Genomic DNA, 16,712 nt, shown 5'->3' with positions numbered 1-16,712 from the left:
AACAAAACTCTTATGTAAATTTATTTCTTCCTATTATTATAAAGCAAATCCTTACGAAAGTTATCATACTTGCAGGTTTTTTACAAGAAAGGTTCGTATGATGTATGGGAAGTGTTATGGAATGGTAATTGTACTAAATATTTTGACGATGGCGCGGACTTGTTGCTGTTTAAGGTTAAGTTGTAGTATTCCGTGCCGAGCTTGTAGCGATACGCCCGGGAACTTGTTGCAATCCTCGGCAGAGTTGTAGCTTTCCGCGCAAAAGGATGTCATACCGGTACATCACCACGCACTCTTCATACCTTTAGGTAACCAAAAAGACTGCCCCAAAAAGGACAGCCTCCGTTTCTTACTCGTATAATGCAAAGCGGCTTGTGATTTCTTCGACTTTGACTGAAGCTTCTTTCAGCTTTGCTTCGTCTTCGTGATTTTTAAGCGCATTTGCGATGAGTTCTGCGATTTCTTCCATCTCTTTTTCCTTGAAGCCGCGTGATGTGACAGCTGGTGTTCCGATACGGATCCCGCTTGTGACGAACGGGCTTTCAGGGTCAAATGGAATCGTGTTTTTGTTGACAGTGATGCCGATATCATCCAGTACTTTTTCTGCAACTTTACCTGTCAGGTTCAATGAGCGCAGGTTTACAAGCACAAGGTGGTTATCTGTGCCGTCTGAGACGATGTCGATACCATTTTTCTTAAATGCTTCTGCCATTGCTTTCGCATTTTTTACAACCTGATCGATATAGTCTTTGAATTCAGGCTTCAGCGCTTCACCGAATGCGACTGCTTTTGCAGCGATCACGTGCATTAATGGTCCGCCCTGAACGCCAGGGAAGATTGACTTATCAATTTTTTTCGCGAATTCTTCTTTACAGAGAATCATCCCTCCGCGTGGTCCGCGGAGTGTTTTATGTGTTGTTGTTGTAACGAAATGTGCGTGCGGCACAGGAGACGGGTGGGCACCAGTTGCGACAAGTCCTGCAATATGCGCCATATCCACCATTAAGTATGCGTCCACTTCATCAGCGATTTCACGGAATTTAGCGAAATCAATTGTACGTGAGTATGCACTTGCACCGGCTACGATCATCTTCGGCTTATGCTCAAGTGCTTTTTGACGAACGTCTTCATAGTCAATGCGCTCATCTTTTTCACCTACACCATATTCGACGAAATTATATAGTTCACCACTGAAGTTTACTGGACTTCCGTGCGTTAAGTGACCTCCATGAGACAGGTTCATACCAAGAACCGTGTCGCCCGGCTTTAGTACTGAAAAATAAACAGCCATATTAGCCTGTGCACCTGAGTGCGGCTGAACGTTTGCGTGCTCTGCGCCGAAAATTTCTTTTGCGCGGTCGCGTGCAAGATTTTCAGCGACATCCACGTGCTCACACCCGCCATAATATCGGCGTCCAGGGTAACCTTCTGCGTATTTGTTTGTCAGTACTGATCCTTGTGCTTCCATGACTGCTTCACTTACAAAATTCTCTGATGCGATCAGCTCGATTTTCGTACGCTGGCGCTTCAGTTCATCCTGCATTGCTTCGAATAATGCCTGATCCTGCTGTTGAATCTTATTCATTGTGAATCCTCCCTCATGTCCCGGGACCGTTCCCGTCTATGGTCAAAAATCTTCTTCATCTTATCATGTTTTTCACAATTGTGAAAATGGGTTTTTTGACAAAAAGGGTGTTGTTATGCGCTTACATTGGTGTTTTATCTTAAAAAGACGAATATTTTCAAAAATTCTTTTTTAATCTTTTGTATTTTACTTAATACAAAAACAACCGGCCTCTACAAGACCGGTTGTCCTCTTTCCTATTCAAGCTCATACACAGCACGTGCGCCACCAACCAGTTTTGGTCTGGTGCGTGCGAGTGTGATGTGGGCTTCGCCAAGTGATTTCGCTGCTACACGAACCGGTATGGCGACAGGCTTCAGGTGCATCCCGATCAGTGTATCACCGATATCAATGCCGCCATGCGCCTGAATACGCTCCACTGCCACTGGATCTTTCATGTGGCGGTATGCATAGGATGCCATTGCGCCGCCTGCTTTTCGCACAGGGACAACTGTAACTTCTTCAAGTCCGTAACGTTCTGCTGTATCCCGCTCCACGATGAGCGCGCGATTAATATGCTCGCACCCCTGAAATGCAAGATGCAAACCTGTATCCGCAGCAAATCTCTCAAACGCCTTATACAGTGATTCGGCGACTTCATCTGTTCCGGATGTGCCGATTTTACGTCCGATGACTTCAGAGGTTGAACAGCCGACGACAAAGAGCTGTCCCTCTTTTAGTGAAGCCTGTTCCTGATATTCCTCAAGGATTGACAGCAATTCCTGGTTCATCGCAAGCCCCTCTTTCTATCTGGTCCTGTTAAGACGAGCTAATGATTTCCGCTTCAGGGGGACGCTTTCCGCGGCCGGGCGGTGAGCCAGCAGGCTTCGCCGTGCTTTGTCTCACCTGTCCCTTCCTTCCGCAGGAGTCGCCCCCTTAAGCTCCAACCATCAGCTGTGCATTTACATGATCAGTCTTTAACAAAGCAGATTTGTATAATTACTTCGCTTCATACTCACTCATTTTATTAATACGGTTCTCATGGCGTCCGCCTTCGAACTCTCCCTGAAGCCAGATTGACGCGATTTCACGTGCAAGGCCTGGTCCAATAACACGCTCACCCATTGCCAGCATATTCGAATCGTTGTGACCGCGCGTCGCTTTTGCGCTGAATGTATCATGCACAAGCGCACAGCGGATGCCTTTTACTTTATTCGCTGCAATACTCATCCCAATACCTGTCCCGCAAATCAGAATGCCTCGGTCGAACTCCCCCGCTGCTACTTTTTCAGCAACCGGCAGTGCGTAATCAGGGTAATCAACTGATCCTTCGCAATCACAACCGAAATCTTCAAATTCAATATTCAGTTCTTTTAAAAGTTCTGCAATTTCCTTACGCAGATTGATTCCACCATGATCAGATGCTAATGCGACTTTCATATTAAAATCCTCCCTGTTCCTGTTTATTAAGGTTTTTCAACATACTATCCATTAATCTGTTTAACTCGTTAAAAGTGGAGCGGTATACTTCCACTGAACCGCCATAAGGATCCGATACATCGAGCCCGCGCTCTGCGGAAAATTCCTTCAGCGTAAAAATGCGGTCAGCTGCAAACGGAAACTGTTCCATCAGCATCGCCTTATGCGCACTGGTCATTGTAAAAACGTAATTCGCCCAGTGAACGTCAGCCTGAGTGACAGAATGCGAGCGGTGATCATGCGTCAGCCCGTTTTCCTCAAGTACCTGCTGCGCATTGTGCGATGCCATCCCACCTTCCATCGCAAAAAGCCCTGCAGAACGCACTTCCATATGCGGTTCATTTTTATGATTTAAAATTGCTTCAGCCATTGGACTTCTGCAAGTGTTCCCTGTACAAATAAACAAAATCCTCATGAAAACGACCCCTTTTTAGGATTCTCACTTCCCCTTTATCCTATCACATTTTGGACACTATTTCTTTTGGGGAGTGTTTTGCGATAAAGGGGTCACATCACAGGTGACTGTATCACTTCACCAAATTCTTCAATTTATCTGGATTGCCACTGATATTTTAATGACTTAAAAAATCAGGCGGTACGCAGCTGTTGCGTGACCACCTGATTTCAGCATTTAATTCAATTCTCTTATAAACCCTGATGGTGTCTTTCCCGTGTGTTTCTTAAAAACAGTCGTAAAGTACTTATAATCGCTGTAACCTACTTCAAGTGCAATTGAGTAGATGTGGTCGTTGCCGTTTTGCATGTGGAAGATGCTTTTTTGAATACGCAGTTTGTTGATGTATTGGTTAATCGTCTGGTTCATTTCTTTTTTAAAAAGATTATGAACATATGTTGGGCTTTTTTCAATATGATCCGCTATATCCTGAACGGTTACTTTTTTTGTGTAGTGCGCTTCAATATAGGCAATGATACGCTGAGTTGGGACTGACAAGAATTCTGGTCTGGGTTGTTCCTGCTGTTGATCACTACTTCCTGGCTTAGTAACTGCTCTATGCGCCTGATCGAGTGTGTGAACTGCTTTTCTTAATGACTCTGATAGTTCATTGTGGTCAAGCGGCTTTAAAAGATAATCAATTGCGCCCATTTTTATGGCCTGCTTCGCGTATTCAAACTCATTGAAGCTGGATAAAATAATTGTGACGATCTCAGGATATTGCCGGCACTTATCCAGCAGCTCCAGGCCATTCATTTCAGGCATTTTGATATCTGTGATCAGAATATTCGGCTGAACTTTTTCGATCATGTCAAGCGCTTCTTGTCCGTTAGATGCCTCGCCAACAATTGAGCATTGATGGGCATGCCAGTCAAAAGTCAGTGCCAGTCCACGACGGATAATGTCTTCATCTTCTACTAACAGGATTTTCTTCATATGACCCCTCTTTCATGAATCAGCATCAGCGGAATAGAAAAACTGACGCTAAAACCCTCATATTCCAGTGACAAATGAACCCCTTTATTTTCAGGAAAAAGCAGCTGGATTCTTCTGTGAACGTTATATAATCCAAGTCCAAGCTGGCTCGAACGGTTCAATTGCAACTGATTCTGCAGGTTGGTCAGTTGAGCTTCGTTTATTGACTGGCCATTATCAGTTACGCTGCAAATCAGCTGGTGATTTTTAAAAGAAAGTGAAATAAGAATGTTCAGTTTTTTGCCAGTTGAGTAGCCGTGTTTGATTGCATTTTCAATGAGCGGCTGAAATAAAAGTTTTGGGATAACGATTTGTTCAATGTGCAGTCTGACCATGGGATCCATTTTTACTTCATATTGAATGGATTGATTAAATCTCAGATGGTGCAGCTTCATATAGTGTTCAAGGTAATTCAGCTCTTCCTGTACAGATACTTTGTCTTCATTATGTTTCACACTGTATCTTAGTAATTTGGACAAGGCGAGAATACTTTCTTCTGCACGTCTTGGTTCAATTAAGATCAAATACCTGATTGATTCGAGTATGTTAAAAACAAAGTGTGGATTAAATTGTGCTTCAAGCTGTTTAATTTCTGTTTGCTTCTGCCTTTCGGACAGTTCTTCTTTTTCAGAAATCAGTGTATTGATTTCATCCAGCATTGCATTGAACTGGTCAGTTAATACCTGGATTTCATAGTCTTCTGACGGCTTTAGGTAATAGTCGGCATTTCCTGATTTGAAGTGCTTAATAGACTCAATCATGCCATTTACACTTGCTGTAAGAGAGTATGATAAGCGATCTGACATTACTTTTAATAGAAAGAATAGAGATATGAACAACACGATTAAAAAAGAAACCAGCCAGATCGCAGGACTTGTAATCGTCTGTGGCGGATTGAGTGTATAGACAGTGAGAGAAGTGCCTTCGACCTGGTCCTGTGACTGTACAAGCTCATTCTCCCTGATTTTTACGTTACCATTTGCTAGCGGCTGGGGTCTGTATTTATTTAAAAAATCGCCGACTGAGTTGTTACTCGTCGCAACGATCGTGTCAAACTGATCTGTAATGACAGCGAGATGAATAGCCTGCTGGAATAAGAGATCCAGAAAGTCTTCTTCATGAAGCATATAAAAAATATAACCGGTCACTTCGCCATTTTCTAAAACTTCAGATCCATATAGAAAAGAAGAGATTTTCCCATTGTGATAAGGGATACGATTCACACGGGTAATATAGTCCTCACCATTTAATCTAATCAGCCTGATTGAAGAGGCAAAGTAGTCGGCCTGAGAGAGTGAGAGCTGGTCATTATCGAGTGCATTTGACAGGATGAGTGCTTCATTTTGATCAAATAAAAAGAAATCACTTTGGACTGTCTGATCTGTGTTGAATTCATAAAATGACTGAAATAGTGATGATTCGCCAGACTGAGTGCGGATGTAATCGTGGACTCTTTCACTGTTTTTCATCCGTTCAATAAATGCTGTGTAAGATTCATGCACTGAGGCAAGCTGCGCTGACAACTGTGCAGCGGCGTTCTCGGTTTGCCTGGCTGACATCTGAGAGGAATTAATATAAAAAAATGCAGACACAGCAACTGTCACAAGTATCAAAAGAATCGACGTATACCTAATAAAAATCTTTCTCGCCTGTTCTTTTATACTGTTTGGCTGCATCTGCATTTCCTCCTTTTTCTTACTTCATCATATCACAGTAAGAAAGCTTTTCAGGATCAAATTTAGATCGCTACTTCTCGCTTACCAGACACCTTGAAGAATATAAGCAGTGAAAGCACAGTCACAACTGTCAGGATTGTTGACAGGGCAGCTGCAGTTCCATAGCTTCCTCTTAGCACTTCTGTGTAAATCGCAATACTCATTGTTCTTGTAGCCCCTGTGTAAAGAATGATCGATGTACTCAGTTCACTGAAAATATTGATCCAGCTCAGAATACTACCGGCTATAATCCCTGATGCCATCATCGGGAGCGTGATTTTAATAAATGTTTTAATGTTCGACGCACCTAGACTGATCGAAGCCTCCTCCACTGATTTACTGATCTGATTCAGCACAGCCGCGCTTGATCTGATCGTATAAGGAAGACGTCTGATTGCAAACGAGATAATCATGATAAATGCCGTTCCACCGAGAATAATCGGACCACTGTTAAATGAAGCAAGCAGCGCGATACCAAGAATTGACCCCGGTACAATGAACGGAAACATACTGACTGTATCCAGTGAATCATTGATTTTGTTAGGACGACGGACAGTCAGATAAGCGATAAATACTGACATGATCACGATAATGACCATTGCAGCAATCGCCAGCATAAATGTAATCTGAATGCTGCTGCCAAGGCGGTCAAATGAAATCATATAGCTGTCGAGTGAAAACTGCTGTAAGAAGACAGTTCCTTCAGTTTTAAGGAATGACGTATAAATCACATAAATTCTCGGCAAAAGTGCAATGGCTGTAATACCGTATACAAACGTATGAGCCAGTATACTTGCAAGACCAGATGATTTCTTTGGCTCAATGGATCTGAGCGCACTCATTGTGAACGACTTTCGCTTTGAGATATACTTTTGAAGCAAGAAAACAAGTGAAGCGATGATCACTACAATGACACTGATTGCAGCGGCAAACCCTGCATCTCCACCCACCTCACTGATAAATTCAGTAAAGATCATTACCGGAATCGTGCGGTACCCTTCCCCAATCAGCATAGGCGTTCCAAAATCAGAAAGCGCACGCATGAATACAAGCAGTGAACCTGCAAGCAATGTAGGAATAATCAGCGGAACGATTACTTTCGTCATTTTCCTGATACCTGTACACTGCATACTTTCAGCTGCCTCAATTAAAGAAGCATCAACATTTCTGAGTGCGCCGAGTGTATAAATATATACGAGCGGGAATAACTGAAGCACTAATACGAGCGTTATGCCTGTAAAGCCATAAATATCAGGAATCGTGATATTCAAGTAATCCTGAAAAAAGTTCGTAATCAATCCATTTCTGCCAAGTAATAAGATCCAGGAATAAGCACCTATAAATGGCGGTGAAACAGATGAGATAATAATTAACGTTGTAATCAGAATAGCTCCCTTAATTTTCACGGTCGACATCACATATGCAAGCGGTACAGCAACGAGTGCTGAAATCACAGTAACTGCGGCCGTTACTTTAAAGCTGTTCCATAATGATTCTATATAATAAGCGCTTGTAAAAAAGTCTGTAAAATAATTGAGTGAAAAGCTGCCCGATCCCGGGTCCTTCACGCTCGTCACAAGCAGCGAGAATAATGGATACAGCAGGAATAATGCATAGACTGAAAATATAATCATGGTCATGACAGACCAGATATCTCTTCCCTGTTTAGATGGCAATGCCGTTCACTCCTTTACGGGCTTCAGGAACGGGCTCAGCGTCATTTTGAACACCCTCTGTAAAGTTAACTGCACCATCCTCTGAATAAATGTTCACTTTTTTAGTATTCAGCTTCAGATATACCGTCTGACCTTCAGGAATCAGTGAATCAATATTGGATTCCTGCACCACTTCTATCATTTCTCCATTTTTCAGCTCAATAAAATAGTTTGTATTCAACCCAAGGAATGAGCTTCTCTGCACAGTTCCTTCTATACCATCTTGATCCGTTGTAAAAATAAATTCTTCTGGCCTAACAGACATTTTGATCGCCGTCTTGGCAGTTGGCAGATATTCTTTCTGAATGTTTGTAAATGAGGTTTTATACGTATCAAATAAGCTCACCTCAACATGATCACCTGATCTCGTCATCACACCATCAATGATATTACTTCTCCCGATAAAGGTTGATACGAATAAATTAGAAGGACGATGGTAGATATTCTGCGGTGTTCCTGCATGCTGAATATAACCATCCTTCATGACTGCAATCCGATCAGACACAGCCATCGCTTCTTCTTGGTCATGCGTCACATAAATCGTTGTAATGCCAATTTCTTTTTGAATTTTTCTGATTGCGTTTCTTAAATCTATTCTGAGCTTCGCATCAAGATTTGAGAGCGGCTCATCCATCAGCAAGACATCAGGATTAATGACAATTGCTCTTGCCAGTGCCACACGCTGCTGCTGACCACCTGACAAATTTTCCGGCAGACGGTCTTTATACTGCTCAATCTGAACAATCTTCAGAATGTCATTGACCCGCTTTTCAATCTCAGCTTTCGGCGTTTTCCTGTTCTCCAGTCCAAACGCAATGTTTTTCTTAACACTTAAATGAGGGAAAATTGCATAGTTTTGAAATACCATCCCGATATTTCTCTTATCCGGCTTCACTGTATTAATGACACGGTCATCGAATGTTATTTCGCCACCTTCAATACTGTTAAAGCCGGCAACCATTCTCAATAGCGTGGTCTTTCCGCAACCTGATGGGCCAAGCAGCGTAAAAAATTCCCCTTTTTCAACATTGATCGAAAGATCAGGAATGACAGCCTGGTCTCCGAATTTTTTAACTACCTGATTAAAACCGATTTCAATACTCATAGCTAAACCCTCTCTCTAAAAGAAATTAATTCTGTGTGATGATCTCGATATAACGATCAACAATCTTATCTTTATTTTCTGTGATGTACTTGGAATCCTCAGTCAGGATATTAATGTCTTCTAAAGGTGTCATATAATCAGCTGATTCAGTATTTTTGTGAAGCGGACGATTATTCAGGTTTTCAGCAATTGTGTTTTGTACATCTTCTGACAATAGGAAATCAATAAAACGCTCTGCATTTTCCATGTTTGGCGCATCATTGATAATGGAAGATGCGGAAGCTGAGTACACAGTTCCTTCTTTAGGGTGCACGACGCGTACCGGTGCTGCGTCACCGCGGATGTAACCAACAGCTGGATCCTCCCATGTCAGACCAACAACAAATTCGCCATCTGCTACACTTTTATGAACCGCACCGGAACCGCTGGCAATCTTTCCATCCAGGTTCGCTACGAATTCCTCTACAAAAGCCCAGCCCTCCTCACTCTCATAATCTCCACCCATTGCCTGAAGCATATTGGTAACATGGTTAAATGCAGAACTCGAGCTCGATGCATCTGTATGGGCGATCTTCCCTTTTAATTCAGGGTTAAGCAGATCTTCATATCCTTCAATCTCAATATTTCCTGCCAGATTTTCATTTACAAGCAGTACATTTCCATCAAGAACGTAAGAAGTAATTTTACCTGTATCGTTTTGATATTCTTCAATTAAGTCAGCATCATTTTCAGATACATATTCATGAAACAAATCAATGTTTTCAACGTGAACAGACTTCGTACCGCCAAACATGACATCACCATAAGGGGAATTCTGTTCAGTCTCAATTCGTCGCATTAACTCACCCGTACCTGCACTAATCACTTCAACCTTAATACCTGTCTCCTCTTCAAACAGTGGAACAATTGTAGAAATTAACTCTTCACTATTTGGTGAATATAAAACCAGTTCATCTGACGCTGTCCCTTCCGCTTCATTTGCACTACAACCCGCCAAAATCATTAAAGCCGCACTACCTACAGCAAACATCTGAGTCATCTTTTTCATTCTCATTATTCCCCCTCGAATTTTTCTTAACAATTAAAGCCTACCCGAAATTAAAGCGCTTACATATCCAAAAATCCTTTAAATATATCCACTTTTCTTCAAACCCATTAAATTGCATTGCAGAATCCTCTATTAAAAAGGTAGGCTGATGTTATCAACTCAATCAAAGGAGATGCCAATGGTTAAAGTAGATTATCATACACATAACAGCCGGTGCGGTCATGCAAGCGGGGGAATTGAAGATTATATTCTTAGTGCAATCAAGCAAGGCTTCACAGAAATCGGAATTTCAGATCACAGTCCGTTTTTCCACTTGGAACAGGATTTTGGTCTTCCTGGCATGGTCATGGCAAAATCAGAATTTCCATCATATATAGAAGAGTGCATAAAGCTAAAAGATAAATATAAATCACAAATCAAAGTTAGAGTCGGAATCGAAGCTGATTTTTTTGAAGGTCAGTCCCATCATTATACTGATACCTTAAATGATCAGCCGCTTGATTATATAATAGGCTCAATTCACTACGTGAATGGAGTGCACATTTTTGATAAATCAAGATGGAGGGATCCGGATACAGATCCAGTTACTGCATTTAACAGCTATTACGACCAAATGATCAGCTTAGTAAAAAGCGATTTCTGCGACATTATTGCTCACCCTGACGCTTTTCTTGCATTCGCACCACCTATATATGATCAGTGTATTGAAGACAAGAAAGAACAGCTGCTCTCACTTATTGGAGAGAAAAACCTGACAGTCGAAATTAACACATCAGGCATCAGAAAATATGGTGAACCTTTTCCCAAAAAAGAAACAATTAAAAAACTTCATCAATACGGCGCAGTGTTTACGTTTGGCTCAGACAGCCATTCGCCTGATGAAGTTGGATATGAGTACGATCTAGTTGTAAATATGATCAGAGAAATTGGAGTTTATGAATGGGCAGTTTTTAACGGAAGAAAGAGGAGCTTTCTGGAGATCCTGTGAGTTGAGACTTGCATGAAATCCTTTCCTGCTAAATGGTTTTCTCAACAATAACAAGCCCTTCATTTTTAAAGGCATAAAAGAATTTCTCATGGGTTCAAAATAAATCAAATTTGCTCTTACTACCCCGCCCGGTCACTCATGACGGTCGCGGGCTTTTTCATGACACTTACTGCAAACGTCACAAAATTCAACCCATTCGTATCGCGCCTTCAATCAGATCAATAGCTCTTCATTAGCAGAAATACCAACCTTATACTTAAGTTTAACCTTTTGCCGCATTCAGCGACCAACCCACCCTTCCATATTTCGCATAAAAGAAACAGTTATCTCCGCATCACACCAAAAAACCCGGGCCACTCTAAACCCGGGTTATCACAAACTCTATTTCAGTGGCCCACTGCTCTCACGTACCAGCAGGGTGGTTGGCAGGACGACTTTTTTGGCGATTTTTCGTTTGGATGAGAGCTGATCGAGCAGGAGGTCAACAGCTGCTTCACCCATGTATTCTGTGTGTACCTGGATCGTTGTCAGTGACGGTTGCAGGTAGCGTGACATTTCGATGTCGTTGAAGCCGACGACAGATACCTGTTCAGGTACGCGGACGCCTTTTTCATGAAGCGCGCGCATGGCGCCGATGGCCATGGAGTCGCTTCCCATAATGAAGGCGGTTGGTCCGTTATCAAGCTTTAACGCTTCTTTCATCAATGTGTAACCGTCTGCTGCTGTGAATTTTCCGGTCCAGATGTATTCAGGATGAAAGGTGTGATAGAGAGACAGGTATTCGAAAAATGTTGTTTCCCGCTCGTCTTTGACCATTTCATCATCCTGAACGTATTCATGTCCACCGATGTAGCCGATACGCTCGTGACCGAGGTCAATCAGGTGTTTGAGGACATCGATCATGGCGGAGCGGAAGTCGACTTCTACTGAGTCCACGTTTTTTGATGGTGTAAAATCCACCAGCACAAGATTCGGTGCCCACTGCTTAAAAGTGGACAGATCTTTTTCGCTGAATTTACCGACGGCGATCACACCATCCAGCGCTGCATCATTTCTAACGCGATACGTATCTTCGTTTTTGTAAAGTTTGACAAGGTTGACGCCCTGATTAACGCAAGCGCGTTCAACGCCGAGTCTGACTGAGAGATAATAAGGATCCTCAAGCTCCTGCTCCTCTGAATACCAGTAGACGAGACCGACGCGCAGCGTTTTAGATTTTTTAGTACCTGCCTTTCTTTTTACACTCTGATAGTTAAGTTCTTTCGCTATAGAGAGTATTTTCTCCCTCGTTTCAGCAGTGACAGACAGTGTTGCATCATCATTGATCACCCGTGAAACTGTTGCCAGGGAGACCCCCGCTTTTACTGCTATATCTTTTAAAGTCGCCATTTATAACCACCCACTCGTGTCATTTCTGACCATTGTTCTTCTTATACTGTATCACTTTCGACTCATAAGGTGCTAATGTTTCCCCGCACACGTGCTGAGTCCGACCTGTATGATTCATCAGGAATAAATGTCCGTTTCGTTTGACAGCTTCAGTTCCAGCAGGTGTTTCTGTGTGCCAGATGTCATGCTTTTTAATGATATCCAGCGCAACGGGTTCAAGTACTTCTGAGTCAAGTCCTGTTGCAAGATAATAGACGCTGCCTTCACCAAATTTGTTCAGGGTAAGTGCAGCCTGTTTCTCGTAAAATTCATCGCTGTACTGCCAGATCACTTCTGCTCCTGCAGGTGTCACAAGGTCTCTCCATACTTTCCCGCTGCCCTCTTTACCGTCTTTACTTTTAACTGGAACAGACTGGTGTGCTGCAAGTGCTTCTGTTTCATAGATTTCAATCCCCGCAAGGTCTGCAACCGGTCCCGGAAGTGTCTGTTCAAAATGAATGTTATTATCTCTGTTTTTCAGACCTGCACGGAATGAAAATACGACGGTGCCGCCTGATTCAGCAAAGCGCTTCAGTCTAGCTGCGAGTTCATCGTCAATGATCTGCATGACCGGTACAAGTAATACTTTATACTTTTCAAAAGCGCGGTCAGTAGGAATGACGTCAATTGATGCGTTATGTCTGTAAAATGGCGCGTATAATCTTAGCAGTTCTGCGTTGAAGTCAAAGCTTGCACTCTGCACCTGTGATTTCCATGACCAGATGTTATCGTAGTCATATAAAACCGCAATGTCGGATTCAATTTTTTCGTTTAATACATGTTCATACGGCTGGATCTCACTGAATAGTGACTGCACTTCTTTAAATTTGCGTCCATACCGGTTATCCTGGTCAACGACGCCGAAGCAGAATTGTTCTGCTCCCTTTGTCATACCGCGCCACCTGAAGTAGAGCATGTTGGTACAGCCGTGTGCGAATGCCTGATAAGACCACATTTTCGCCTGGTTTGGCCTTGGCAGATAGCCAATGACGTTGTGCCCTTGTGCGCCCATGAGTTCTTCTACGATCCAGTAGTTCTGATCTTTCAGTCCTCTATTGAAATCATGCGTCATCGCAATCGCTGCAGGCGCGATTGGTTCAGTCAGGCCGCCCCATACCGGATAATTATCATAAGAAACAAAGTCCATCACCCTGACGTTTTCAGCATGATCGAATGCTTTATCGAAAAAGCCGCCTGATACGTTCGTCGTAATCGGCTGGCCGCTGCCGGCATGTTCACGCGTGATGTCCGTCATTTTGTGCGCAAAATTGTTGACTGATTCTGATCTGAACCTTGTGTAATCAAGCTTTAGAGAAGGGTTATGTGTAGTTACAGTCGGCACAGGCATAGGGATTTCCGAAAAGCTATTATAAGTCTGACCCCAGAAAATCGTTCCCCAGCGCTCATTCAGCTCATCAACGGTTTGATATTTCTTTTCAAGGAAATGATGGAACCCACTGTGGCAATGCTCACAGAAGCACCAGTCACTGCCTTCATGACCGAATTCATTATCAATCTGCCAAACTACAACTGCCGGTTCATCTGCAAAATGCTTCACAACTTCTTCAGTGATCTTAGCAGCGTAGCGGTTATATTCAGGGGAGTTGAAGCAGTACTGTCTTCTGCCGCCGAATGCGCGTACGTGACCATATTCATCTTTAGATAAAATGGATGGATGCTTTGCAGCAAGCCAGGCCGGGAACGTCGCAGTCGGTGTCCCGAACATCACTGACAAATTTCTTTTCTTAGCCTCTTTGATCACTTTATCAAAAAATGAGAAATCAAACTGCCCTTCCTGCGGCTCCATCAAATGCCAGGCAAACTCACCAATTCTGATCATGTTTGCACCAAGTTCTTTAATGCCATCAAGGTCTTTCTCAAGCATGCTCTCCGGCCAGTGCTCCGGGTAATAATCCACACCTACATACACAACAATTCCTCCTGTCAGATCAGAAGCCTCAGTGCTTCTGATGTTGTTTATTATTTTATACTTACTTCATCTCTTTGAACTTCCACAGAGCAGACTGAAAATCACCATAAAAGTGCGTTTGTTCTGTTTTAACAGTGCCAGTGAAAAACGGCGGGATCTGCCAGCCGATATTCATCAGCTCATCACCGCCATACTGACGGTGAATCATGCTGCTGCCTTCCTGCCATTCAATTTCATAGATTTTATCCGGATTAAGACCGCACAGGCGGATTCTTTTCATCCCAGCATTCGGCTGCGATAATACGCGGTAAAAGGCAACCAGCGCTTCTGACTGATCATGTGATACTATCATCCAGGCGGTGTCATTACCTTCAAATGGACTGATCAGTCTGTAAAACTCTCCGAACTGCAGGAGCTTTCTTTCCTTTTTAAATAAAGAAATCTGCTCACTAACCTTCTCACGGGTTACGTCATCCATTTCCTCCGGATCAAGTTCATAACCAAATGCACCAAATATCGCCGAGTGGAACCTGAATTCAATTGGTGTCACCCGGCCGGTCTGATGATTCGGTGATGCTGATACGTGCGCACCCATAGAGGAAACGGGATAAACAAGCGAGGTACCATATTGAATTTTTAACCGCTCTACAGCATCCGTATTATCGCTTGTCCATGTTTGCGGCATGTAATAAAGCATGCCGGGGTCAAAACGGTTGCCACCGCTTGCACATGATTCAAACAGGACGTGCGGAAATGCTGATGTGATCTCTTCAAGTACCCGGTACAGCCCTAATATGTAGCGATGCATCACTTCTCCCTGGCGATTTGCAGGCAACTCATCAGAAAACACCTCTGTCAATGTACGGTTCATATCCCATTTTACGTAGGACGCAGTTGAATCTTTCAGTACGTTACCAATTACTTCTATTAAATAGTCCTGCACATCTCTTTTACCGAGATTCAGTACCATTTGATTTCTTCCCGGCGTATGCGGACGGTGTGGCGCTCTCAGTATCCAGTCCGGGTGCTGCCTGTAGAGATTGCTTTCTTCTGAAACCATTTCAGGTTCTACCCAGATTCCAAATTGAATCTGCCGGTCTCTCACTTCATCAGACAGTCCTTCAAGCCCTTTTGGCAGCTTCTTTTTATCTGCTGTCCAGTCACCAAGCGATGTCGTGTCATCATTTCTTCCTTCAAACCAGCCATCATCAAGAACGAATAATTCTACCCCAAGCTCACTTGCAGATGCTGCGATTGAAGTAACTTTGTCATGGTCAAAATCGAAATAAGTCGCTTCCCAGTTATTTAACAGAACCGGTCTTTCTTTATGCTGCCAGACCCCTCTGATTAAGTATTCATTATATAACGAATGAAAGCTATGGCTCATTTTGTTTAATCCCTGATCGCTGTAAACGAGGACTGCTTCAGGAGTTGAGAATGTTTTACCAGGTTCAAGCGTCCATTTAAAATCAAATGGGTTAAGGCCGATCATCAGACGCGTCGTGTCATAAGTATCGACTTCAACGCTTGCACGATAATTACCGCTATATATCAGGTTTAGCCCGATGACTTCCCCTTCATGCTCTGTTGCATGCGGTCTCGCGAGTGCAACAAACGGATTATGCCATGAGCTGCTGACGCCTTTTTTGCTGTCAAGAACGTGCACGCCCGGCTTCAGCGCTGAACGGTGCAGATGCCGCTCACGGATCCAGGCGCCGTCAAGCTGAATCGATTCATAATTGTGATCCGGCAAATCAATTGAAGCACTCATCAGACGGTCGATTGAAAAAGAATCTGTTCCGTTATTTCTGATTTCGCTGCGTCTTAAAACAACATTCCGCTGATGGAAAACGGTATAGAGTAAGTCTAATTCAGCACCCATAATTGGATCTCTCAAGGTAATCTGTAAGGTTTCACATTCTTCCTTCTCCCCATAAACTGCCGGCATGCCATCAAGCGACGGCTTACCTTTTATGATCTGATGACGATGGTAGACAAAATGCGAAAGTCTCGTGCCCTGCTTTTCTACAATTTCAATTGCAGGTTCTCTAAAATCAGACGTCCCATATGAAGGGTATTCCTGTCTCGCCCACTCTAATGTAAATCCACTTTCTTTCAGCGGAAAGTTGGCATTACCCAGCGGTTCATTTGGAAATGGCGCCAGCCCTGTAAAGCTGGCGCGATCCGTTACTTTTTTACCAAAGTAGGTGTGTTCAAGCTGTCCATTTTCGAGAACCCGGATGATATAGCTGATATCCTGGCCCTGCAAATGAAATTGTCTGTCATGCGTATAGATCGGCATGGTCAAAAC

General features: G+C 43.2%; 13 protein-coding genes. 1 reads left to right on the top strand and 12 read right to left on the bottom strand.

Annotation, left to right across the window (positions count from 1 at the left end; genetic code table 11):
* Positions 1 to 349: 349 nt before the first annotated feature.
* From glyA to ACH6CZ_RS08975, 9 genes are all read right to left on the bottom strand, one after another.
* Positions 350 to 1,585, bottom strand: coding sequence for a serine hydroxymethyltransferase (gene glyA / locus ACH6CZ_RS09015; protein ID WP_374097098.1), 1,236 nt, complete (start codon positions 1,583 to 1,585; stop codon positions 350 to 352).
* 236 nt (positions 1,586 to 1,821) lie between these two features.
* Positions 1,822 to 2,355: a TIGR01440 family protein gene (locus ACH6CZ_RS09010; protein ID WP_374097097.1), complete on the bottom strand. Its 534-nt coding sequence runs from the start codon at positions 2,353 to 2,355 to the stop codon at positions 1,822 to 1,824.
* Positions 2,356 to 2,563: 208 nt separating this feature from the next.
* Positions 2,564 to 3,004, bottom strand: coding sequence for a ribose 5-phosphate isomerase B (gene rpiB, locus ACH6CZ_RS09005; RefSeq protein ID WP_374097096.1), 441 nt, complete (start codon positions 3,002 to 3,004; stop codon positions 2,564 to 2,566).
* 1 nt (position 3,005) lies between these two features.
* Entirely contained in the window at positions 3,006 to 3,458 is a 453-nt protein-coding gene (locus ACH6CZ_RS09000) for a low molecular weight protein arginine phosphatase (RefSeq protein WP_374097095.1), read from the bottom strand.
* A gap of 216 nt (positions 3,459 to 3,674) precedes the next feature.
* Complete coding sequence (locus tag ACH6CZ_RS08995; protein WP_374097094.1) at positions 3,675 to 4,433, bottom strand: response regulator transcription factor; 759 nt, start codon at positions 4,431 to 4,433, stop codon at positions 3,675 to 3,677.
* Positions 4,430 to 6,148, bottom strand: a complete 1,719-nt coding sequence (locus ACH6CZ_RS08990) for a sensor histidine kinase (RefSeq protein WP_374097093.1) — start codon at positions 6,146 to 6,148, stop codon at positions 4,430 to 4,432. The genes ACH6CZ_RS08995 and ACH6CZ_RS08990 overlap by 4 nt, the downstream gene beginning before the upstream one ends.
* A gap of 62 nt (positions 6,149 to 6,210) precedes the next feature.
* Positions 6,211 to 7,827, bottom strand: coding sequence for an ABC transporter permease (locus ACH6CZ_RS08985; protein WP_374097453.1), 1,617 nt, complete (start codon positions 7,825 to 7,827; stop codon positions 6,211 to 6,213).
* Between the two features lie 25 nt (positions 7,828 to 7,852).
* Complete coding sequence (locus tag ACH6CZ_RS08980) at positions 7,853 to 9,007, bottom strand: ABC transporter ATP-binding protein (protein WP_374097092.1); 1,155 nt, start codon at positions 9,005 to 9,007, stop codon at positions 7,853 to 7,855.
* A 25-nt stretch (positions 9,008 to 9,032) separates the two neighbouring features.
* Positions 9,033 to 10,055, bottom strand: a complete 1,023-nt coding sequence (locus tag ACH6CZ_RS08975; RefSeq protein WP_374097091.1) for an extracellular solute-binding protein — start codon at positions 10,053 to 10,055, stop codon at positions 9,033 to 9,035.
* 178 nt (positions 10,056 to 10,233) lie between these two features.
* On the opposite strand from ACH6CZ_RS08975, the gene ACH6CZ_RS08970 reads away from it, so the two are divergent.
* Positions 10,234 to 11,043, top strand: a complete 810-nt coding sequence (locus tag ACH6CZ_RS08970; RefSeq protein ID WP_374097090.1) for a histidinol-phosphatase — start codon at positions 10,234 to 10,236, stop codon at positions 11,041 to 11,043.
* Between the two features lie 381 nt (positions 11,044 to 11,424).
* On the opposite strand, the gene ACH6CZ_RS08965 is transcribed toward ACH6CZ_RS08970, so the two are convergent.
* The 3 genes from ACH6CZ_RS08965 to ACH6CZ_RS08955 form a co-directional block, all read right to left on the bottom strand.
* On the bottom strand, positions 11,425 to 12,432 hold the full coding sequence (locus ACH6CZ_RS08965) for a LacI family DNA-binding transcriptional regulator (protein WP_374097089.1): 1,008 nt from the start codon (positions 12,430 to 12,432) through the stop codon (positions 11,425 to 11,427).
* A 19-nt stretch (positions 12,433 to 12,451) separates the two neighbouring features.
* Positions 12,452 to 14,401, bottom strand: coding sequence for a beta-galactosidase (locus tag ACH6CZ_RS08960; RefSeq protein WP_374097088.1), 1,950 nt, complete (start codon positions 14,399 to 14,401; stop codon positions 12,452 to 12,454).
* Positions 14,402 to 14,462: 61 nt separating this feature from the next.
* On the bottom strand, positions 14,463 to 16,703 hold the full coding sequence (locus ACH6CZ_RS08955; protein ID WP_374097087.1) for an alpha-galactosidase: 2,241 nt from the start codon (positions 16,701 to 16,703) through the stop codon (positions 14,463 to 14,465).
* Between the last annotated feature and the right edge of the window lie 9 nt (positions 16,704 to 16,712).

Origin of the sequence: Jeotgalibacillus sp. JSM ZJ347 (genome assembly GCF_044383825.1) — a bacterium.
Classification (GTDB): Bacteria; Bacillota; Bacilli; order Bacillales; family Jeotgalibacillaceae; genus Jeotgalibacillus.
This window is presented reverse-complemented; position numbering and strand designations above follow the sequence as displayed.

Excerpts from the sequence above, each read along its gene's own strand:
- ACH6CZ_RS09000 (WP_374097095.1), bottom strand. The coding sequence starts at position 3,458 with ATGAGGATTTTGTTTATTTGTACAGGGAACACTTGCAGAAGTCCAATG.
- ACH6CZ_RS08980 (WP_374097092.1), bottom strand. The coding sequence starts at position 9,007 with ATGAGTATTGAAATCGGTTTTAATCAGGTAGTTAAAAAATTCGGAGAC.
- ACH6CZ_RS08965 (WP_374097089.1), bottom strand. The coding sequence starts at position 12,432 with ATGGCGACTTTAAAAGATATAGCAGTAAAAGCGGGGGTCTCCCTGGCA.
- glyA (WP_374097098.1), bottom strand. The coding sequence starts at position 1,585 with ATGAATAAGATTCAACAGCAGGATCAGGCATTATTCGAAGCAATGCAG.
- ACH6CZ_RS08985 (WP_374097453.1), bottom strand. The coding sequence starts at position 7,827 with ATGACCATGATTATATTTTCAGTCTATGCATTATTCCTGCTGTATCCA.
- ACH6CZ_RS09010 (WP_374097097.1), bottom strand. The coding sequence starts at position 2,355 with ATGAACCAGGAATTGCTGTCAATCCTTGAGGAATATCAGGAACAGGCT.
- ACH6CZ_RS08975 (WP_374097091.1), bottom strand. The coding sequence starts at position 10,055 with ATGAAAAAGATGACTCAGATGTTTGCTGTAGGTAGTGCGGCTTTAATG.
- rpiB (WP_374097096.1), bottom strand. The coding sequence starts at position 3,004 with ATGAAAGTCGCATTAGCATCTGATCATGGTGGAATCAATCTGCGTAAG.
- ACH6CZ_RS08990 (WP_374097093.1), bottom strand. The coding sequence starts at position 6,148 with ATGCAGCCAAACAGTATAAAAGAACAGGCGAGAAAGATTTTTATTAGG.
- ACH6CZ_RS08995 (WP_374097094.1), bottom strand. The coding sequence starts at position 4,433 with ATGAAGAAAATCCTGTTAGTAGAAGATGAAGACATTATCCGTCGTGGA.
- ACH6CZ_RS08955 (WP_374097087.1), bottom strand. The coding sequence starts at position 16,703 with ATGCCGATCTATACGCATGACAGACAATTTCATTTGCAGGGCCAGGAT.
- ACH6CZ_RS08970 (WP_374097090.1), top strand. The coding sequence starts at position 10,234 with ATGGTTAAAGTAGATTATCATACACATAACAGCCGGTGCGGTCATGCA.